The sequence below is a fragment of the Sphingomonas sp. BLCC-B65 genome, from assembly GCF_028550675.1.
Lineage (GTDB): Bacteria > Actinomycetota > Actinomycetes > Actinomycetales > Microbacteriaceae > Microbacterium.
In genome coordinates, this window is sequence record NZ_JAQQGL010000001.1 from 103245 (window position 1) to 119518 (window position 16274).

Sequence of the window (16274 nt, forward strand, 5' to 3'; positions counted from 1 at the left end):
GATGTACGGGGAGTGGGTAGACCGGACCAGCGGCGCCTTGCATCTCAAGCGCTTCGTCGCGGCTCTTTGAATGATGCATAAAAGACCGACAGGTGGGATTTCGGGGGAGCGACTTGCGTGATGGGCGCAGGAACTGGAAGAGGCCCTCCTAGTGGAGGCCTCTTCGTCGTTCGTTAGCTCAAGGTGGCCAGCGGGGCCGCAAGGACCCCAGCTCCCGTCGCCCAGATCGTTTCGAGCAGGTACTGCCAGAACTTTCGTGGGATGTTGGTCGTGCTGTTGGTGTTTTGCTTCTGAACTGTGTTCATAGGCTTCTCCTTTCGCTTACTGATTCGGCGTTCGCTAAGGAGGCGCACGAGAGTAAGGATCAGGACCACCGCCAGCCACACTGCGCCGAGCCCGAGATTCTGGTTGGGCTCGCTGGCACCTTGAACCAACGACGTTCCAATAGTCGCTGATTGAAGGGCCTTCTGTTGATGGTTACTGAGTGAATCACTACTCGATGAGTCCAAGTCGGCGGCGGCCGACTCGATCCGATTGGCGGCGTGCTCGACCATCTAGCGGACGTTTTCCGCTGTTGCCGGTCGGTCCCTAGTAGTAGACGCCATAGCCGAAGAACTCGACATCACCGGCTTCGACTGGCTCTCCGAGTCCAGACGTGACGGTGACACTGTCGGTTCCCAGTGCCGCCAGTACTGATGTGACTGTTGGTGGTGCATGTGTGGTCATGGCGTCCTCGCGATTGCCTCACCAGATTGGTAGTTGGAGTGTCGCGATGACCGTTCCTGCGATCGTGGCAAGTCCAACGCCTGCTGCACCGACGAACTTGGCCCGTGTCCAGAAGCGCGGCTTCGCTTCCTCGGGGGCAGCAGTGGTCGTGCTGCCGTCCGTGGTCTGTGCGATGCTCACGCGGTTCCCGCGCCCGTTGATGACGAAGTTCACGGCGTTGGCTGCCTGCGTTGGGGTTGGGAGGTCTTGGCCCTGTGGGGTTCCGGAGCGCAACTCTGCGATGAGTTCAGCCAAGCGAGTGCGAATCTGGTCGAGCACGCCTGCGAGCGCGATAGTGCTGACGCTCCAATAGAGCGCGGTGATGTGGCCGTTCATCTTCCGGGTGCCGTTCATGTAGGTGACGAGGTCTGGAGCCCCCGGTGGCTGCAGCTTGACCATTCGGTCGGTTCGGTGCTGATCCACCATGCTGTGAATCTCGCTCACGCCCATTCGTAATGGGACTTGCTCGTTGACTTCGTCGCGAGCGAAGTCGGGAATGTCCATCGCACCGATTGTCTCGTGGCGCACGATCCCGCCTGGAACGGTGCCGTCGATCTGCAGTGGAGCGGACACAGTGCGGTAGTGGGGCAGCTCTGCGTCCCGCCCGTAGCCGCGGAGCTCTAGCGACGCCCAGTTGCGGAGTTCGGGTGAGCCCGCGTTTCCGCCGAGCAGGATGAGTTTGCGGAGCAGGGTGTCGAGGGGCTTCTCATCGAGGAGGTCGCGCTCGATTTGCGCCATGAGATCCGCTGGCCGTTTGATCACAGCCAAATTATCTCCTCCACCACCGACTTCGGAGCAACCGCGACGATGCCGAAGGGGGCCCAGGACCGTCTTGGTCATGCATGTCGCTGAGTATCGCTCGGCGGGCTGTTGGTGCGTCGCGGGGGAGAAAGGCAAGAACCCCATATCCAAGTCGAGCTCGCTGACGAAGCGAAGATCGTGTCGGCCGGCTTTCTGGCCATCGGCGCCCCAACGAAGCTCCATTTCAGGCTCCCGGCACACGTTCGTGGAGGGGGACCAGAAGGGGACCAGAATCATGCAATCCACGCATTTCGTGACGTGCTCTGCATGATCTGCGCCGCGGAATTACGCGGTTTTTGGTGAGATTTATGCCGTCTGGACGCCTGGGGGTCAAGGGGTCGCAGGTTCAAATCCTGTCATCCCGACCATATTGAGGAGTTCAAGCCATTGAACGAGGTGAGCCTCATACAGGTCGACGAAGAGAACCTCCCGCAGAGATGCGGGAGGTTCTCTTCGTTTCTGGCATGACGGGCTCGCATCGCGACCGCTAACCTCGGCTGCCGCGACAGCTGTTGTCGACTTCTTCAAGAAGCGCCGACAGGCGAGGCTCCCGGCTCTTCCCTGCTGACGCCTCGTATCGTTGCGGAGCGGGTGACCCTGTGCGGCGCTGCTCAGGCGACCGTGATCGTGACATCCAGGTTGTTTCGGGTCGCGTGGGAGTACGGGCAGATCTGATGTGCGGCGTCGACGAGCTCGCGGGCCTGGTCGGCGGGGATACCGGGCAGCACAGCGGTGAGGGCGACGGCGAGTCGGTAGGCGCCGTCGGTGTCGGCTCCGATGCTGACGCGGGCGGTGACGCTGGTGTCGTGAAGGGAGACCTTGCGCATGCGTGCGGCGAGCTGGAGGGAGCCGTGGAAGCAGGCCGCGTAGCCGGCGGCGAAGAGGATCTCTGGGTTGGCTGCTCCACCCGGGCCTCCCATCTCGACGGGGATGCGCATGTCGATGTCGAGGGTGCCGTCGGGTGTATCGACGTGGCCGGAGCGGCCGTCTCCGTGAGCGGTGGCCTCGGCGGTGTAAAGGGTGTTCACGGTTGTTCCTTTCGTGGGGCGGTCTGGGCGCGGGGCTGGAGGGAGCGTGATGCACGCAGAGATGCGGCGGCCGCGATCGCGGCGAGCAGTGCGGCGATGAAGAAGGTGGTCTGCGCGGCATCCAATGGGCCGTTCGCTGCCGTGTCCGACTCAGCGGCGAGCGTGGCGTAAAGGGCGCCCATGGCGGAGGCGCCGATGATGAGGCCGAGGTTGCGGGAGAGCCCGAGTGCGCCGGCGATGGCGCCGCGCTGCGTGGGGTCTGTAGCGCTGAGGGTGTGGGTGTTGCTGGCGGCGAGGAAGAGCTGATAGCCGGGCGTGAGGATGAAGAGGGCGCCGATGTAGCCGGCCACGCCCCACCAGGTGGGCACCGTGGCGAGGGCTGCCGCGCCGACGGTCAGGATGGTCAGGCTGACGGTGATCATGATGGGTGGTGAGGTGCGGTCGACGAGTCGCCCGGCGAGGACGCCGCTGATCGCAGAGGTCACGGGACCGACGGCCATGACGAGCCCGACGAGGGGGAGTGGTAGCTGCAGTCCGTCGTGGAGGGCGTAGGGCCCGACGACGAGCGTGGTCATCATGACCGTGGCGACGAGGACGTTCGTGATCATGCCGGTCGTGATGGTCCGGTGGCGCAGCAACGCTGGGGGCAGGACGGGGGCGTCGGCGCGTCGCTCGACGGCGAGGAAGCCGATCAGAAGGGCTGCGGCGCCGCCCAGGAGCGTTCCCGTCGGCCAGTTCGGCATCGGCGCCGTCAGCGCGAGGGCGTACGTGGCGATGCCCGCGCCTAAGAGGACGTTGCCGGTGGCGTCGAAGCGGTGGCGCGTACGAGTGATCGTTCGCGCTGAGGGGACCGTCACGGCAAGGGGCAGCGCCGCCGCCCCGAGAAGGGCCATCATCCAGAAGGGCGCTGTCCACCCGCCCCATCCGATGAGCGCGCCGCCGAGAGCCGGTCCGAGTGCGGTGCCGACCGCGGACGTCGTGCCGAGGAGCCCCATGATGCGGCCGGTGCGCCCGTCGGCAACGAGGTCCCTCGCGAGGGCGAGCGGCAGCGCCGTCATCACGGCCGCTCCGACTCCCTGGACACCGCGCGCGATGACGAGCGTCACGAGCGACGGGGCGAGAGCGCCAGCCACGGCGCCCACGGTGAAGATGGAGATTCCCGCGAGTAGCACCCGGCGCCGGCCCCACCGGTCACCTGCTGATCCGGCAGTCACGCTGATCGAAGTGACCGCCAGTAGGTAAGCGACGACAACCCACTGCACCTGACCCGGTGTCGCGGTGAACGCCGTGACGAGCGCGGGCAGCGCGACGTTCGCGGCGCTCGTGCCCACCGAGGCCGTGAGTATGGCAAGAGCGAGCCCTGCGACGGCTCGAGATGGTGTGGACATGGACACAGCCTCGATTCACGAGTGCTGAGACCGCAACGTTTCTTGCCGAAACAGGGACGAGCGTGTTCGATGGCATTCGTGGAGGCGACCGAAGGAGCGGATGTGCGCTCCGTGCTGGACCGTGTCGGATCGCGGTTGCAGGCGTTGCGTGAGGCGCGGGGATTGACGCTCGCGGATGTCTCGGAGCGGACGGGCGTCTCGTCGAGCACGCTCTCACGTCTGGAGAACGGGCAGCGTCGCGCCAGCCTGGAGGTGCTTCTGCCGCTCGCGCAGGTGTATCGCGTCCCGTTGGATGAACTGGTGGGTGCTCCGGAGACCGGCGATCCCCGGGTGCGGTTGCGTCCCCGGCGGGTGAACGGGCGAACGGTCGTGCCACTCGCTCATCAGCCCGGGATGCCGCAGGCGTGGAAGATCGTGGTCCCGCGCGGTCACTCGGTTCCTCGGCTGAAAACGCACGAGGGCACGGAGTGGCTCTATGTTCTGACCGGGCGGATGCGGTTGATCGTAGGGGAGCGCGACCTCGTGCTGAAAGCTGGGGAGGTCGCCGAGTTCGACACGCGCCTGCCACATTGGTTCGGCAGCGATGGGGAGATTGAAGCAGAGATCCTCAGCATCTTCGGCCCCCAAGGTGAACGCGTCCACGCTGGCCCTAGCTGAGCATCGGCTCCGTCGCGCTACGTGAAGTCAGCCGCCGAGTTGAGCGGCGATGCCGGCGGTGTCGATGAAGACGCGTTCGCCGATGACGCGGCCGTCGTCGGCGAAGGTGACGACGGCGATCATCTCGAGGGCGATCGTGCGGCCGGTGGGAGGGAAGCCGCCGTACGCACCGTCATGGGTGCCGTCGAAGCGGACGAGCATCGCGCCCGTGTCGCCTTCCTGTCCGAGCGGGGTGATGGTCGCGGTGAGGTCGCTGAACCCGCCGAAGAGAGCCTCCTCCCGCGCGCGCAGCGCGTCGAGCCCGGACTGGGGTCCCGTGAGGGGGGAGTCGTAGGCGGCGGGCTCGGCCCAGAGCGCGACCACGGCGGCAGGGTCGTGCGCGTTGACGGCTGCTGCTGCGGCATGGGCGAAGTCGTGGATGTGCATGGGCGATCTCCTTCGATCGTTGGGGCGGTGGGATGCCGGGTGCCCGGGCGCCCGGACGTTCAGGGGCGGACGGAGCGTTCCGCGATGTTCAGGGCGAGCCGTTCGGGTAGACGCGGCGCGAGCCAGGAGAGGAACGCGTTTCCGCGGCCGTCGACGACCGAGGGTCTGCCGCGGTGCAGGGCGCGCAGGGCGGTGCCGACGACCTGTTCGGGACTCCGGCGGCTGCCGACGGATGCGGCGTCGCCCGCGGTGGCGAAGAACGCGGTGTCGGTCGCTCCGGGGCAGAGGGCAAGCACGTCGACGCCGGTGCCGCGGGTCTCGCGCCAGAGGGCGCGGGTGAAGGTGAGGACGTATGCCTTCGAGGCGGAGTAGACGGCCATGTGGGGCACCGGCTGGAATCCGGCGGTGCTCGCGACGTTGATGATCGCGCCGCGGCCTCGCGAGAGCATCGGCGGTAGAAGGAGTGCGGTGAGCGCTGTCAGGCTCCGCACGTTGACGGCGATCTGCGTGGTCGCCGAGCGCAGGGGCGTGGTGCCGAGGTCGCCATGGATGCCGAGGCCGGCGTTGTTGATCAGTGTGTCGACTGCGATCTGCTCAGCCTCCAGGCGTGCCAGAAGGGTTTCGGCGGCGTCCGGGGCGTCGAGGTCATGCGCGAGGACGGTGACGCTCGCGCCGTGCCGTGCGCGAAGGTCTGCGGCGATGTCTTCAAGCACGTCGGCCCGGCGCGCCACCAGAACGAGGTCGCTCCCGGCGGCGGCGAGTCGATGGGCGAACGAGCGCCCGATCCCAGAGGACGCTCCGGTGATGAGGGCGGTGGTTCCAGCGGCGATGGTGCGCACGATGCTCCTAATAAACAAACCAGTCGGTCTAATAAAATGCGACTATAGTACGAGCATGACCACTCGTCCACACCCCGATGACGACATCGTTCCGGCGCGCCGCGTCGGACGTCCCACGGGCCCGACTGCTCAGGGGGCTGCGTCGCGCGATGTGATCATCGATGCGGCGGCGGCCGTCTTCGCCCGTCTCGGCTACGACCGTGCCCGCATGGTGGACATCGTGGACGCGAGCGGGCTGTCGAAGGGCTCTGTCTACTTCCACTTCGACAGCAAAGAAGCTCTCGCAGTCGCGGTGCTCGAGGAACGACACCGCCGATGGATCGCCGACGTGGAGCGCATCCTCGCCCAGGCCGCGGAGGGCGAAGCCCGCATTCGGCGGCTCCTGCCCGCGATGCTCTCACTCCATGACGAGGACTCCGATGCCTGGGTGATCTCACGCCTCACCCAGAGCCTCGCAGGCGTCCCATCCACCCGTGATCTCGCCGCGGCGATGACACAGCGGTGGATCGACGTCGTCGCGGGCTTTATCCGCGACGACGGTCTCGTCGCCGACCTCGACCCGCCCCTCGATCCCGACGCGCTCGCCACCGTGCTCGTCGGCGCCTTCGACGGCCTCAAGATGACCGTCGACGTCCTGAGCTCTGGTGACCGTGACGCGGCCGGTCGCCTTCTGGTCGAGCGTGGCGCGCTTCTGGAGCGAATGCTCTTTCAGACCGTTGGGCTCACTGAGCGTCAAGGGACGAGCCCGCTGCGGGCTTGACGGCGCTTCGACGACGGCGAGCAGGGTGAGACGAAGTCGAGTCGTCAGCAGTGCGGTGCGAGGCATCCCGGTGCACGCGGCGGAAGGTACGTCCCTAACAAGAAGGGTTACGATCGCCTGCGCGCGGCCGAAAAGAGGAGTACCGCATGACCACCTACGCTCAGAACCTCACCGAGATCCTCGACCGTGAGGCGCTTCCCGCGGGCGGAATCATCTCCGGCGACGTCGACTACGCCGCGGACGGTCTCGTTTTTCGCGGGTACCACGCCCGTCCCGCCGCGCACGGCTCCTACCCGGGGGTTCTCGTCGTGCACGATTGGCTCGGCGTGACCGACTATGTCCGCATGCGCTGCGACATGCTGGCCCGGCTCGGCTACTCGGCGTTCGCTGCGGACGTCTACGGGGCTCACGTTCGACCCGCCCCTCAGGATGCCGCGGCCGTCGCCGGCGGCTTCTACCGGGATCGCGCGCTGTGGCGCCGACGGCTCACGGTCGCGTTCGACCGACTGCGCGCCGAGCCGTCCGTCGACCCGGCGCGCACCGCGGCGATCGGCTACTGCTTCGGGGGAACCTCCGTGATCGAGTTCGCCCGCACCGGCGCCTCCGTCGACGCCGTCGTGAGCTTCCACGGCGGCCTGCTCACCGGCCCCGAGGGCGAGGCGGCGCGAATCGGGGCGAAGCTGCTCGTCCTGCACGGCGCGGCCGACCCGGTCGCCCCCGACGAAGCGTTGCTCGCGTTCGAGAACGATCTGCGGACGGCTCCCGAGATCGACTGGCAGGTCGTCACGTACGCCAATGCGATGCACGCCTTCACGCTCCCCGACGCGAACGCGCCCGAGCACGGCGCCCTGTTCGACGCCACCGCCGAGCGTCGCAGCTGGACGGCGATGAAGACGTTCCTGAACGAGGTCTTCGACTGAGGCGACCGCGCCAGTCAGCCCAGTAGCTCGTCCGCCGTCGCAGCGGTCGCCGCGACCGTCACCTGCGTTCCCCACGGATCGCTGACGCGCACGGCGCGACCGTCGTCGGAGAACCGGATGCCGCGGCTGGACAACCGCTCCGCGAGCGCATCGAGGTCTTCGCGCGCCGGCACCGAGACGGCGACATCCCCGAGCCCCAGGCTCGCCGCGCGCGGGCCCGCGCCCGCGGAATGCCACGTGTTCATGGCGATGTGGTGGTGGTAGCCGCCGGCGGATGCGAACAGGGCTCCGGGCACCCTTGTGGCGGTCGACTCGAACCCCAGTGCGTCGACGTAGAACGCCCGCGCCGCCGCGACGTCGCCGACCTGAAGGTGCACGTGTCCGACGCGTCCGGCGTGCTGCGCCGCGGCATCCAGGGCCTCCTGCGTGAGGTGCTGCTGGAGGTACGCGCGCGGATCGAGGTACTCCGTCGTCATGAAGATCTCACCGTCGTCGTACTTCCACTGGCTGCGCGGGCGATCCCGGTACAGCTCGATGCCGTTGCCCTCGGGGTCGGTGAAGTAGAACGCCTCGCTGACGAAGTGATCGCTCGATCCGGCGAACCGGCTCGTCGGGTTCTGTGCGGCGCGGTAGACGGTCGCCGCCAGGCTCGCCTCATCGTCGAAGAGAAAGGCGGTGTGGTACAGGCCCGCCTGTCGGGGATCGACACCCGGCAGGTCGGGTGTGTGCACCAGTTTCACCATCGGTACCGTTCCGCGCCCCAGCACGCGGTGCACCTCACGTCCCTGCGTACGCTCCTCGAGGGGAGTGAGCGCCAGCGCCCCTGCGTAGTACGACGACATCGTCTCGAGGTCGCCGACACGGAGGGTGACGGCGTCCATCGTGGTCGCGGGGTTGAGCGTGTCCATGGGGATCTCCACGTCGGGGTGTCGGGTGCGGTCAGCGGGCGACGGCGAAGCCGCCGGTCCAGGAGATCTTCTCGCTCGCGGCGAGGGTGAGCTGCAAGAAGCCGATGGCCTCGAGCTCGTGCGCGCGCGACAGGGAGCCGGCGTCGATCGCGCTCACTCCACCGGCCTCGACGGCGGCGGCGAGCGCCTGCTTGGCGGTGGCGTCATCGCCGGCGATGAGCACGGTGGTGGGAAGGCCCCCGATGGTCTTGCCGACGAGGGTGCCGGCGAACGTCGTGTTGAACGCCTTGAGCACGTGGGCATTCGGGAGCTTCGCCTGAATCTCGGCCGCGGCCGAGCTGCCGACCGGGACGGTCAGCGAATCGAAGGTCTCGAAGTCGAGCGGGTTGCTGATGTCGACGACGGTCTTGCCGTCGAACCGGTCGCCGTACGCGGCGATGATGCCCGCAACGGCGGGGTAGGGCACGGCGAGCACGACCACGTCGCCCGACAGTTCGGCGGTGCCGACCTGGTCCTTCGCGATGTACGTGACGCTGCTGCCGCCGTCGGCGAGAACGCCGCCGATCGCGTTGGCCATGGTGCCGGTGCCGATGATGCTGAACGCAGTCATGATGTCTCCTTTGGTTGTACCTACAAGCAAAACGATAGCCTCAATCCGTTGTAGATACAACTAATGCGGTAGATTCCTTCCATGACCGGCTCGGCACTCACCCACGCCCAGCGTGTCGCCGTGGCGCGCCTGCACGCGCTTTTGGAGCTGCTGCCCACCGCGCTCGACAAGCAGCTGGCGCCCGCGGGCATCACGTCTTTCGAGTTCACTTTGCTCGAAGCGCTCTACGAAGCCGACGACCACCGCCTGCGCCTGAGCGCCCTCGCCTCGCGCACCAACGCGACCCTCGCCCGCCTCTCGCGCGTCGTCACGAGCCTGGAGCGCAAAGACCTGGTGCTGCGCGCGCCCTGCGAACAGGACGGCCGTGCGACCAACGCGGTGCTCACCGCGGCCGGCGAGGCGGTCTACCTCGACAGTGCGGCTCTCTACGCGGATGCCGTGAAGCGCATGATCCTCGACGGCCTCGACGATGACGGCGTCGACCAGCTGGCGGCACTGTCGCTCGGCATCCTGAGCACCCTCGACCCCGAGAAGCGGCTCGCGGTCACCGCCGATGGCGGCGTCACCTGCACCGCCGACCCCGCCGCGATGGAAAACGCGACCTCGCCGCGCGGCGGAGCAATCGGATGACTGATCGCAGCATCGGTTTCATCGGTCTCGGCATCATGGGAGTGCCGATGGCGACCAACCTCGTGCGCGCGGGATACGACGTCGTCGTGTGGGCGCGATCGGCCGGTCCCGCGGACGAGCTCGCCGCCCGGGGTGCGCGCGTCGCCACGGACGTTGCGGGCGTGTTCGCCGAGGCTGAGACGGTCATCCTGATGCTCCGCGACGAGGCGGCGGTCGACGCGGTGCTCGGCCGGGGAACGGACGCCTTCGCGCACCTCATCGCCGACCGCACGATCGTGCAGATGGGGACGTTCACGACCGCGTTCTCGCAGGAGCTCGCGCGCGAGGTACGATCCGCCGCCGGGCGCTATGTCGAGGCGCCGGTTTCGGGGTCCCGGGGCCCGGCGATCGAGGGCACGCTGGTCGGGATGCTCGCGGGAGAGGCGGATGCCGTCGCCCACGTCGAACCGGTCGTCGCCGCCATGTGCGGGCAGGTGTTCCGATGCGGCGCGATCCCCGCGGCGCTGTCGATGAAGCTGGCGGTGAACACCTTTCTCATCACGATGGTCACGGGTCTGGCAGAGACCTTCCACTTCGCCGAACGCGCCGGCGTCGACGCGAACATTCTGCGCGACGTGCTCGACGCCGGACCCATGGCGTCGGTCGTATCGCGGGGCAAGGCGCAGAAACTGACCGAGGGTGACCTGACGGCGCAGGCGGCGATCGCCGACGTGCTCAAGAACGCGCGGCTCGCCGAGGCGGCGGCGGACGCGGCCGGCTCCGCCCACCCGCTCATCACGGCCAGCCGCGAGCTCTACGAGAGCGCGGTCGTCGAGGGCCGGGGAGCGCTCGACATGATCGGCGTGATCGGTGCTCTCGAGGCGCGCGCCGACGGACGCGCGCCCGCTGACGCCGGAGCGGCTCCTCGTGTCATCCCGCCGTCAGCGCTGTGACGGCCGCTGACGAGGGTGACCGGTGGACGACACGTGCACCAGGCCGCCGAGGATGACCTCGATCGCGAAGTCGCGTCGTGAGCGCTCATCGGCGTCTGTCAACGCGGTCGCGAGTGCCGACACGCGAGGGAACTGCTGCGTGTCTGCGTTCGCGTAGGCCGACGTGGCCTCGGTGCGCTGATGGTCGGCGCGCATCAGGCGCCGTCGCCCGGTGCCCTCGACTGCCGTGGCTGCCGCGAACTGCGCAATGAGGTCGACTGCCAACGCGGCGGTCTTGGGCTCCACACCGCCGATCTCCATCAGAGCGAGTTCGTGCTCGGCCAGTCGCAGCGCCCCCGGATGGGTGGGAATGGGCCCCAGCGCCACCGCGCCCAAGCCGGGGTAGCTCTCGAGCGTGGTGATCGTGTTGGTGATGGTGGCGGCCAGGGCGGGCCGCCAGTCTCCGTCCACGGCTGGCACCAGTGGCACGCGGCCGTAGGCGTCGTCGAGCGCGTGTTCGAGCAGCACGTCGCGATTCTCGAAGTACGCATAAAGCGATGCCGCTCCGGTATCCACGGCCTTCGCGACGTCGCGCAACGACACCGCCTCGACGCCGCGTTCGCGGATGAGTGCCATCGTCGCCTCGAGGATCGACCGCCGCGACAACGGGGCTTTCGCGGGTCGGGTCCGCCGGGAGGTGGGTTCCGCGCGTGAGGACATGTCTTGAGAGTAGCGACTTGACGCGATCGCTGTTCTAGACGAACATTGTTCGCGAACAGTGTTCGCAATGTGCGAGCCGATCAGGAGAAGAGGTCGCCATGACGGTCGTGGTTTTCGGTGCCAGCGGCGCGGTCGGGGGAGCCGTGCTCGCCGGCCTGCGCGAACGTGGGGCCGATGTGCGGGCGACGAGCCGTCGCCCTGACGCGCTCGCGGTGCCGCCCGGGGTGCCGGTGGCGGCCGCCGACCTGAACGATCCGCGCTCTCTCGGTGCTGCCCTGTCGGGAGCGGAGCGGGTCTTCCTCTACGCGGATGTCGACGACCCCGAGGCGGTGGCTCTCGAGGTCGCGGCGTCGGGGGTGCGTCATGTCGTGCTGCTGTCGTCCTCATCCGTCACGTCTCCGGACGCGAGCAGTGACTTCAACGCCTCGAGGTTCCTGCGCGTCGAGCGGGCGATCCGCGAATCGGGCGTCGACTACACCTTCGTGCGTCCGGGCGGGTTCGCGAGCAACGCCGCGCGCTGGAGGTGGGGCATCGCGTCGGACGGCGCGGTCGCCTTTCCCTACCCGGATGCGGTGCAGGCGCCGATTCACGAGGCGGATATCGCGGATGTCGCCGTCGCGGCGCTGACCACGGACGCCTTGATCGGTGGCGCCCCCGTGCTCTCCGGCCCCGCGCGGCTCAGCCTGCGCGAGCAGGTCGCCGTCATCGGCGCTGAGATCGGGCGGGACCTGATCGTCGTCGAGCAGACGGAAGAAGAAGCGGCTGCGATGTTGTCCCCGCACGTGCCGGAGCCGTGGGTCCGTCAGATCATCAAGGACTGGCGCGAAGCCGTCGGTGCGGTGCCGGACATCTCCGACGAGTACACGCGCATCACCGGTCGCCCTGCGCGATCCTTCCGCACCTGGGTCCGCGACAATCTGGACCTCTTCCGCTGAGCCCAGCCGCTCGCCGTCGTGCGGTGACGCCATCGGCCAGAATGTTCTTCGGAGCGTGCGACCGCCGCTCTGCGGCTGACGAAAGGCCTCCATGCCCTGGGCTCTCGCGCTCACTCCGTTCGACGACCCCGACGCCGACCTCCTGCGACGGGCCCAGCGCGAGGAGCTCGACGCGCGTTACGGCTCTGACGACCACGAGCCGGGTGTGGCACCGTCAGCCGCCGACGTGCCGGTCTTCATCGTGGCGCGGGACGAGGAGGGGACCCCGGTCGCCTGCGGCGGGCTTCGCCCGCTGCCCGATGATGTTCTCGGTCCGGGCGTCGTCGAGATCAAGCGCATGTACGCGGCGCCCTCGGTTCGCGGCACCGGTGTCGCCAGGGCGGTGCTGCGCGAGCTGGAGGAGCAGGCTCGCCTTCTCGGCGCCCGACGTCTCGTGCTGGAGACCGGCACGGCTCAGCCCGATGCGATCCGCTTCTACCAGCGTGAGGGCTACGCGCCCATTCCGCTGTTCGGCTCCTACATCGGATCCGACGTGTCGGTCTGCTTCCAGCGCGCCGTCGGCATCAGCGATCTGAGGTGATCCTCGCGGACGCGAGCGAGCTCGCCGTCAGCCGTTCCAGCGGATTCGCGGCCAGCTTCTCGATGACGCCGCCCTCGACGAGACGCCGTGCGGCGGTGCCGGGCTTGCGCGCGGCCTGATCGATCACGCACGCCCCGAACTCCGCCGCGAGCTCACCGCGCGGGTAGACCGCGAGCACCTCGCGCCGGAACGATTCGGGAAGGGCGTCGGGGCGCGCCCCGGAGATGTCGAGTCCGGTCGCGACTTCCAGGAGGTAGCCCTCGGCATCCATCGTGGCGTCGACGCTCGGCCAGTTGTGCCGCACGATCACCTCGAGCACACGCTGGCGTCGCTCCGCCGGCCACCCCGCCCCGGCAGTGAGGGCGACACCGACGTGGCCGCCGGCGTGCTCGTACGAGATCGTGTGGTTGTCGAACGCGGTCACCGTGCCGATGTCGTGAAGCACGGCGGCGACGTAGAGAAGCTCGTGGTCCACCTCGCCGAGACCGTCGATGCGCGCGAACGCCTCGGCCCAGAGCCAGGACCGCAGCGCGTGCGCCGTGATCGCCGGCGACTGGTACTGGCGGGCGAGTTCGAGCGCCCCGCGCGCGGCCACGGTCTCGGGCGGATGGAAGTCAGTGATGCGCATCGATCTAGTTTCCCGACGGGCGTCCGGGGAAGGGACCGCGCGAGCGGCCGAGCATCGACGTATTCCTGCCACATCGTTCACTCCCGGTGATACTTCGATATCTCTGCCAGAGGTATACGATGATGCCTCGTGACCGATCCTTCATCCACGTCCCGCTCGACATCGCTCACGCCCACCGCGCATGCGATTCTGGGATACCTGGCGTCCCACCCGCGCAGCGGCTACGAGATACGCCGCGCCTCCGAACGCACCCCGTTCTGGGGGGTCAGCGACGGCCAGCTGTACCCGCAGCTGCGCACGCTCGAGGCCGAGGGGCTCATCGCTGTCGAGCCGGGAGGGTCGGATGCCCGCGGCACGCGGGTGTGGCGTCTCGTCGACGCAGGGATGCGCGCCCTCCGCTCCTGGTTGCGCTCGCCGTCCGCACCCGTCGCGACGCGTGACGAGAACATGGCGAAGCTCCTGTTCGCCGCGCGTTCCGACCACGCCGCGGCCGCCGCCCTCGTGGAGGAGAGGCGTCGACAGTTCACTGCCTTTCGAGCGCACCTGCTCGACCTGACCCCCGCGGAGAGCTGGACCGACGAGGAGCGGGCGTCCGCGGCGGGTGTTCCGGAGCTGATCCGCGTGTTCGGCATCGAGTACTGCGATCTCAACCTCGGCTGGTGCGATCGCGTCGACGCAGCGCTGGCGGCGGCGCCCGCGGCGAGCGCCGAGGAGCACCGGGGATGAACCTCGTCATCGCCTGCGTCGTTGTGGTGTGGCTGCTGATCCGCCAGCTCACCCCGCGCCCGGTCAAGGAGAAGTCACTGTTCGGTGTCGTCATCCTCGCCTACGGGGTTTTCGCGGCATCCACGTTCCCCGCCTCCGCGCCGGTGACCGTCGTCGACGTCGCCGTGCTCATCGGCAGCGCCATCCTCGGCTGTGCGCTCGCCGCCCTGCGCGCCTTCACGGTGCGCCTGCGCCGCGAGGGTGACGCCCTTATCCAGCAGGGCACCGCACTCACCGCGCTCCTGTGGATCGTCGGTCTCGCGCAGCACCTGCTGTCCGAGCTGCTGATGACGGTGCCGATGCTGGCCCAGGCCACTCTCCTTCTGTACGTCGGGGTGGTGATCCTGGTGCAGCGCGCCGTGCTCCTCGCGCGGGCGCGCTCGGCCGATCACCTGGCGGCGAACGGCCGGTGAGGCGCTCACGAACTCACAGCCGGCACCCAGCCTCCGGGGACCAAAACGGGCGCATCCTCTGTTGCAACGAGTGATGCCGCAGCCAGCGGTATTCGCAGAGGAGACACCATGTCGAAGGACTACCGCAAGACTCCCGAGGCGCTCAAACGCCTCACCGACCAGCAGTACGCCGTGACGCAGGACGAGGGCACCGAGCCGCCGTTCCGAAACGCGTACTGGAACCTGCACGACGACGGCATCTACGTCGATGTCGTCTCGGGCCAGCCCCTGTTCTCATCCACGGACAAGTTCGACAGCGGCACGGGATGGCCGAGCTTCACCCGCCCGATCGATCCGGATGCCGTGGTCACCACGACCGACCGCACGCTCTGGATGACGCGCACCGAGGTGCGCTCCTCCGGTGCCGACAGCCACCTTGGTCACGTCTTCGACGACGGCCCACGCGCCGAGGGCGGCCTGCGCTACTGCATGAACTCGGCATCGCTGCGCTTCGTGCCCGTCGATGAGCTCGCCGACCAGGGTTACGGTGATTATCTCGACCGATTCCCCACCGCCCCCACCACCGACCCGACGACCACCCAGGAGGATGCAGCATGACCAGCGGACCGAGCGACACCGGAGCCATCACCCAGCCGGCCGGCACCGAGACCGCGATCCTCGCGGGTGGCTGCTTCTGGGGGATGGAGGATCTGATCCGCCGCCAGCCCGGGGTGATCAGCACCCGCGTCGGGTACACGGGCGGCCAGAACGACCACGCGACCTACCGGCATCACCCGGGCCACGCCGAAGCGGTCGAGATCGTCTTCGATCCGGGTGTGACGACCTATCGCGACATCCTGGCGTTCTTCTTCCAGATCCACGACCCGTCGACGCTGAACCGCCAGGGCAACGACATCGGTACGAGCTACCGCTCGGCCATCTTCCCCGTCACGCCCGAGCAGGAGCGCGTCGCCCGTGACACGATCGCCGACGTCGACGCGTCCGGGCTGTGGCCGGCCCCGGCCGTCACGACGATCGAGCCCCTGGGCGCGTTCTGGGAGGCGGAGCCCGAGCACCAGGACTACCTGCTGCGCTATCCCAACGGCTACACGTGCCACTTCCCGCGTGCCGGCTGGGTCCTTCCCGCGCGAAACGCCGCGACGACGAGCTGAGCGCCGGTGACGGCGTGATCGGGTCGGCCGGGAGCACAATGGGCTCATGGCCGACCCGATCTGGAAGAACGAGCCCGACGAGCACGATTTCCCCGCTGCCGCCGACTACCTCGCTCTCATCGCCGCACCCGACGTCGTCGACGCCCTGATCGCGGCTCTTCGATCAGGGGCGACGGTCGCCAAGAAGGCCAAGGACATCCTGCGCGCCACGAGTCTGCCGCTTCTGGATGCCGACAACCCGCATGTCGTCGACGATCTGCGCAAGGTGCGTGCAGGCAAGCCCCTGTCGCCCGTGCTGATCGTGCGCGGCGAGCTGACGCGCGGCATCCCCGCCCAGATCGCCGACGGCTACCATCGCGTCTGCGCGAGCTGGTATCTCGACGAGAACACCGAGATTCCCTGCCGGATCGTGGGACTCGACGCCGTCGACGCGGCGTGA

Annotated in this window: 22 protein-coding genes; 12 read left to right on the forward strand and 10 right to left on the reverse strand. The window is 68.3% G+C overall.

The window, feature by feature from the left end; translation table 11 throughout:
* Nucleotides 1-173 precede the first annotated feature (173 nt).
* The 4 genes from PP359_RS00515 to PP359_RS00530 all read right to left on the reverse strand — a co-directional run bounded on the left by PP359_RS00515 (nt 174) and on the right by PP359_RS00530 (nt 3982).
* Entirely contained in the window at nt 174-554 is a 381-nt protein-coding gene (locus PP359_RS00515) for a hypothetical protein (protein WP_499249672.1), read from the reverse strand.
* Between the two features lie 190 nt (nt 555-744).
* Complete coding sequence (locus PP359_RS00520) at nt 745-1605, reverse strand: AbiTii domain-containing protein (protein ID WP_499249673.1); 861 nt, start codon at nt 1603-1605, stop codon at nt 745-747.
* 572 nt (nt 1606-2177) lie between these two features.
* A complete protein-coding gene (locus PP359_RS00525; protein ID WP_378794723.1) occupies nt 2178-2594 on the reverse strand; it encodes an organic hydroperoxide resistance protein in 417 nt (138 codons plus the stop codon).
* Nucleotides 2591-3982 carry an MFS transporter gene (locus PP359_RS00530; protein ID WP_499249674.1) on the reverse strand — a complete coding sequence of 464 codons (1392 nt, stop codon included), beginning with the start codon at nt 3980-3982 and terminating at the stop codon, nt 2591-2593. The genes PP359_RS00525 and PP359_RS00530 overlap by 4 nt, the downstream gene beginning before the upstream one ends.
* Before the next feature lie 111 nt (nt 3983-4093).
* Between PP359_RS00530 and PP359_RS00535 the strand changes: the two genes are divergently transcribed.
* On the forward strand, nt 4094-4639 hold the full coding sequence (locus PP359_RS00535; RefSeq protein ID WP_499249675.1) for a helix-turn-helix domain-containing protein: 546 nt from the start codon (nt 4094-4096) through the stop codon (nt 4637-4639).
* A gap of 27 nt (nt 4640-4666) precedes the next feature.
* On the opposite strand, the gene PP359_RS00540 is transcribed toward PP359_RS00535, so the two are convergent.
* Both PP359_RS00540 and PP359_RS00545 read right to left on the reverse strand, forming a co-directional pair.
* The gene (locus tag PP359_RS00540; RefSeq protein ID WP_499249676.1) at nt 4667-5065 is read right to left on the reverse strand and encodes an ester cyclase; all 399 of its coding nucleotides are present in this window, start codon (nt 5063-5065) and stop codon (nt 4667-4669) included.
* Nucleotides 5066-5124: 59 nt separating this feature from the next.
* A complete protein-coding gene (locus PP359_RS00545) occupies nt 5125-5904 on the reverse strand; it encodes an SDR family NAD(P)-dependent oxidoreductase (protein ID WP_499249677.1) in 780 nt (259 codons plus the stop codon).
* Nucleotides 5905-5959: 55 nt separating this feature from the next.
* Between PP359_RS00545 and PP359_RS00550 the strand changes: the two genes are divergently transcribed.
* Both PP359_RS00550 and PP359_RS00555 read left to right on the forward strand, forming a co-directional pair.
* Nucleotides 5960-6664, forward strand: coding sequence for a TetR family transcriptional regulator (locus PP359_RS00550; protein ID WP_499249678.1), 705 nt, complete (start codon nt 5960-5962; stop codon nt 6662-6664).
* Nucleotides 6665-6810: 146 nt separating this feature from the next.
* Nucleotides 6811-7584: a dienelactone hydrolase family protein gene (locus tag PP359_RS00555; protein ID WP_499249679.1), complete on the forward strand. Its 774-nt coding sequence runs from the start codon at nt 6811-6813 to the stop codon at nt 7582-7584.
* A gap of 14 nt (nt 7585-7598) precedes the next feature.
* Here the strand turns inward: PP359_RS00555 and PP359_RS00560 are convergent, their stop codons facing one another.
* Both PP359_RS00560 and PP359_RS00565 read right to left on the reverse strand, forming a co-directional pair.
* Complete coding sequence (locus tag PP359_RS00560; protein ID WP_499249680.1) at nt 7599-8492, reverse strand: VOC family protein; 894 nt, start codon at nt 8490-8492, stop codon at nt 7599-7601.
* Between the two features lie 31 nt (nt 8493-8523).
* Nucleotides 8524-9102, reverse strand: coding sequence for an NADPH-dependent F420 reductase (locus PP359_RS00565; RefSeq protein WP_476151891.1), 579 nt, complete (start codon nt 9100-9102; stop codon nt 8524-8526).
* An 81-nt stretch (nt 9103-9183) separates the two neighbouring features.
* On the opposite strand from PP359_RS00565, the gene PP359_RS00570 reads away from it, so the two are divergent.
* Both PP359_RS00570 and PP359_RS00575 read left to right on the forward strand, forming a co-directional pair.
* Nucleotides 9184-9732 carry a MarR family winged helix-turn-helix transcriptional regulator gene (locus PP359_RS00570; RefSeq protein WP_499249681.1) on the forward strand — a complete coding sequence of 183 codons (549 nt, stop codon included), beginning with the start codon at nt 9184-9186 and terminating at the stop codon, nt 9730-9732.
* Entirely contained in the window at nt 9729-10664 is a 936-nt protein-coding gene (locus PP359_RS00575; protein WP_499249682.1) for an NAD(P)-dependent oxidoreductase, read from the forward strand. The genes PP359_RS00570 and PP359_RS00575 overlap by 4 nt, the downstream gene beginning before the upstream one ends.
* On the opposite strand, the gene PP359_RS00580 is transcribed toward PP359_RS00575, so the two are convergent.
* A complete protein-coding gene (locus tag PP359_RS00580) occupies nt 10653-11363 on the reverse strand; it encodes a TetR/AcrR family transcriptional regulator (RefSeq protein WP_167487160.1) in 711 nt (236 codons plus the stop codon). The two genes, PP359_RS00575 and PP359_RS00580, sit on opposite strands and share 12 nt — an antisense overlap.
* Before the next feature lie 98 nt (nt 11364-11461).
* On the opposite strand from PP359_RS00580, the gene PP359_RS00585 reads away from it, so the two are divergent.
* On the forward strand, nt 11462-12298 hold the full coding sequence (locus tag PP359_RS00585) for an SDR family oxidoreductase (RefSeq protein WP_499249683.1): 837 nt from the start codon (nt 11462-11464) through the stop codon (nt 12296-12298).
* Nucleotides 12299-12389: 91 nt separating this feature from the next.
* Nucleotides 12390-12878, forward strand: a complete 489-nt coding sequence (locus tag PP359_RS00590) for a GNAT family N-acetyltransferase (RefSeq protein WP_499249684.1) — start codon at nt 12390-12392, stop codon at nt 12876-12878.
* Here PP359_RS00590 and PP359_RS00595 read toward each other — a convergent pair.
* On the reverse strand, nt 12862-13506 hold the full coding sequence (locus tag PP359_RS00595) for an HD domain-containing protein (protein ID WP_499249685.1): 645 nt from the start codon (nt 13504-13506) through the stop codon (nt 12862-12864). The genes PP359_RS00590 and PP359_RS00595 overlap by 17 nt on opposite strands.
* Before the next feature lie 129 nt (nt 13507-13635).
* On the opposite strand from PP359_RS00595, the gene PP359_RS00600 reads away from it, so the two are divergent.
* From PP359_RS00600 to PP359_RS00620, 5 genes are all read left to right on the forward strand, one after another.
* Entirely contained in the window at nt 13636-14232 is a 597-nt protein-coding gene (locus tag PP359_RS00600) for a PadR family transcriptional regulator (protein WP_499249686.1), read from the forward strand.
* On the forward strand, nt 14229-14684 hold the full coding sequence (locus tag PP359_RS00605) for a hypothetical protein (RefSeq protein ID WP_499249687.1): 456 nt from the start codon (nt 14229-14231) through the stop codon (nt 14682-14684). The genes PP359_RS00600 and PP359_RS00605 overlap by 4 nt, the downstream gene beginning before the upstream one ends.
* A 108-nt stretch (nt 14685-14792) precedes the next feature.
* On the forward strand, nt 14793-15281 hold the full coding sequence (gene msrB, locus PP359_RS00610) for a peptide-methionine (R)-S-oxide reductase MsrB (RefSeq protein WP_499249688.1): 489 nt from the start codon (nt 14793-14795) through the stop codon (nt 15279-15281).
* Nucleotides 15278-15835, forward strand: coding sequence for a peptide-methionine (S)-S-oxide reductase MsrA (msrA, locus tag PP359_RS00615; RefSeq protein WP_294945596.1), 558 nt, complete (start codon nt 15278-15280; stop codon nt 15833-15835). The genes msrB and msrA overlap by 4 nt, the downstream gene beginning before the upstream one ends.
* A 46-nt stretch (nt 15836-15881) precedes the next feature.
* Nucleotides 15882-16274 carry a hypothetical protein gene (locus tag PP359_RS00620; RefSeq protein ID WP_294945599.1) on the forward strand — a complete coding sequence of 131 codons (393 nt, stop codon included), beginning with the start codon at nt 15882-15884 and terminating at the stop codon, nt 16272-16274.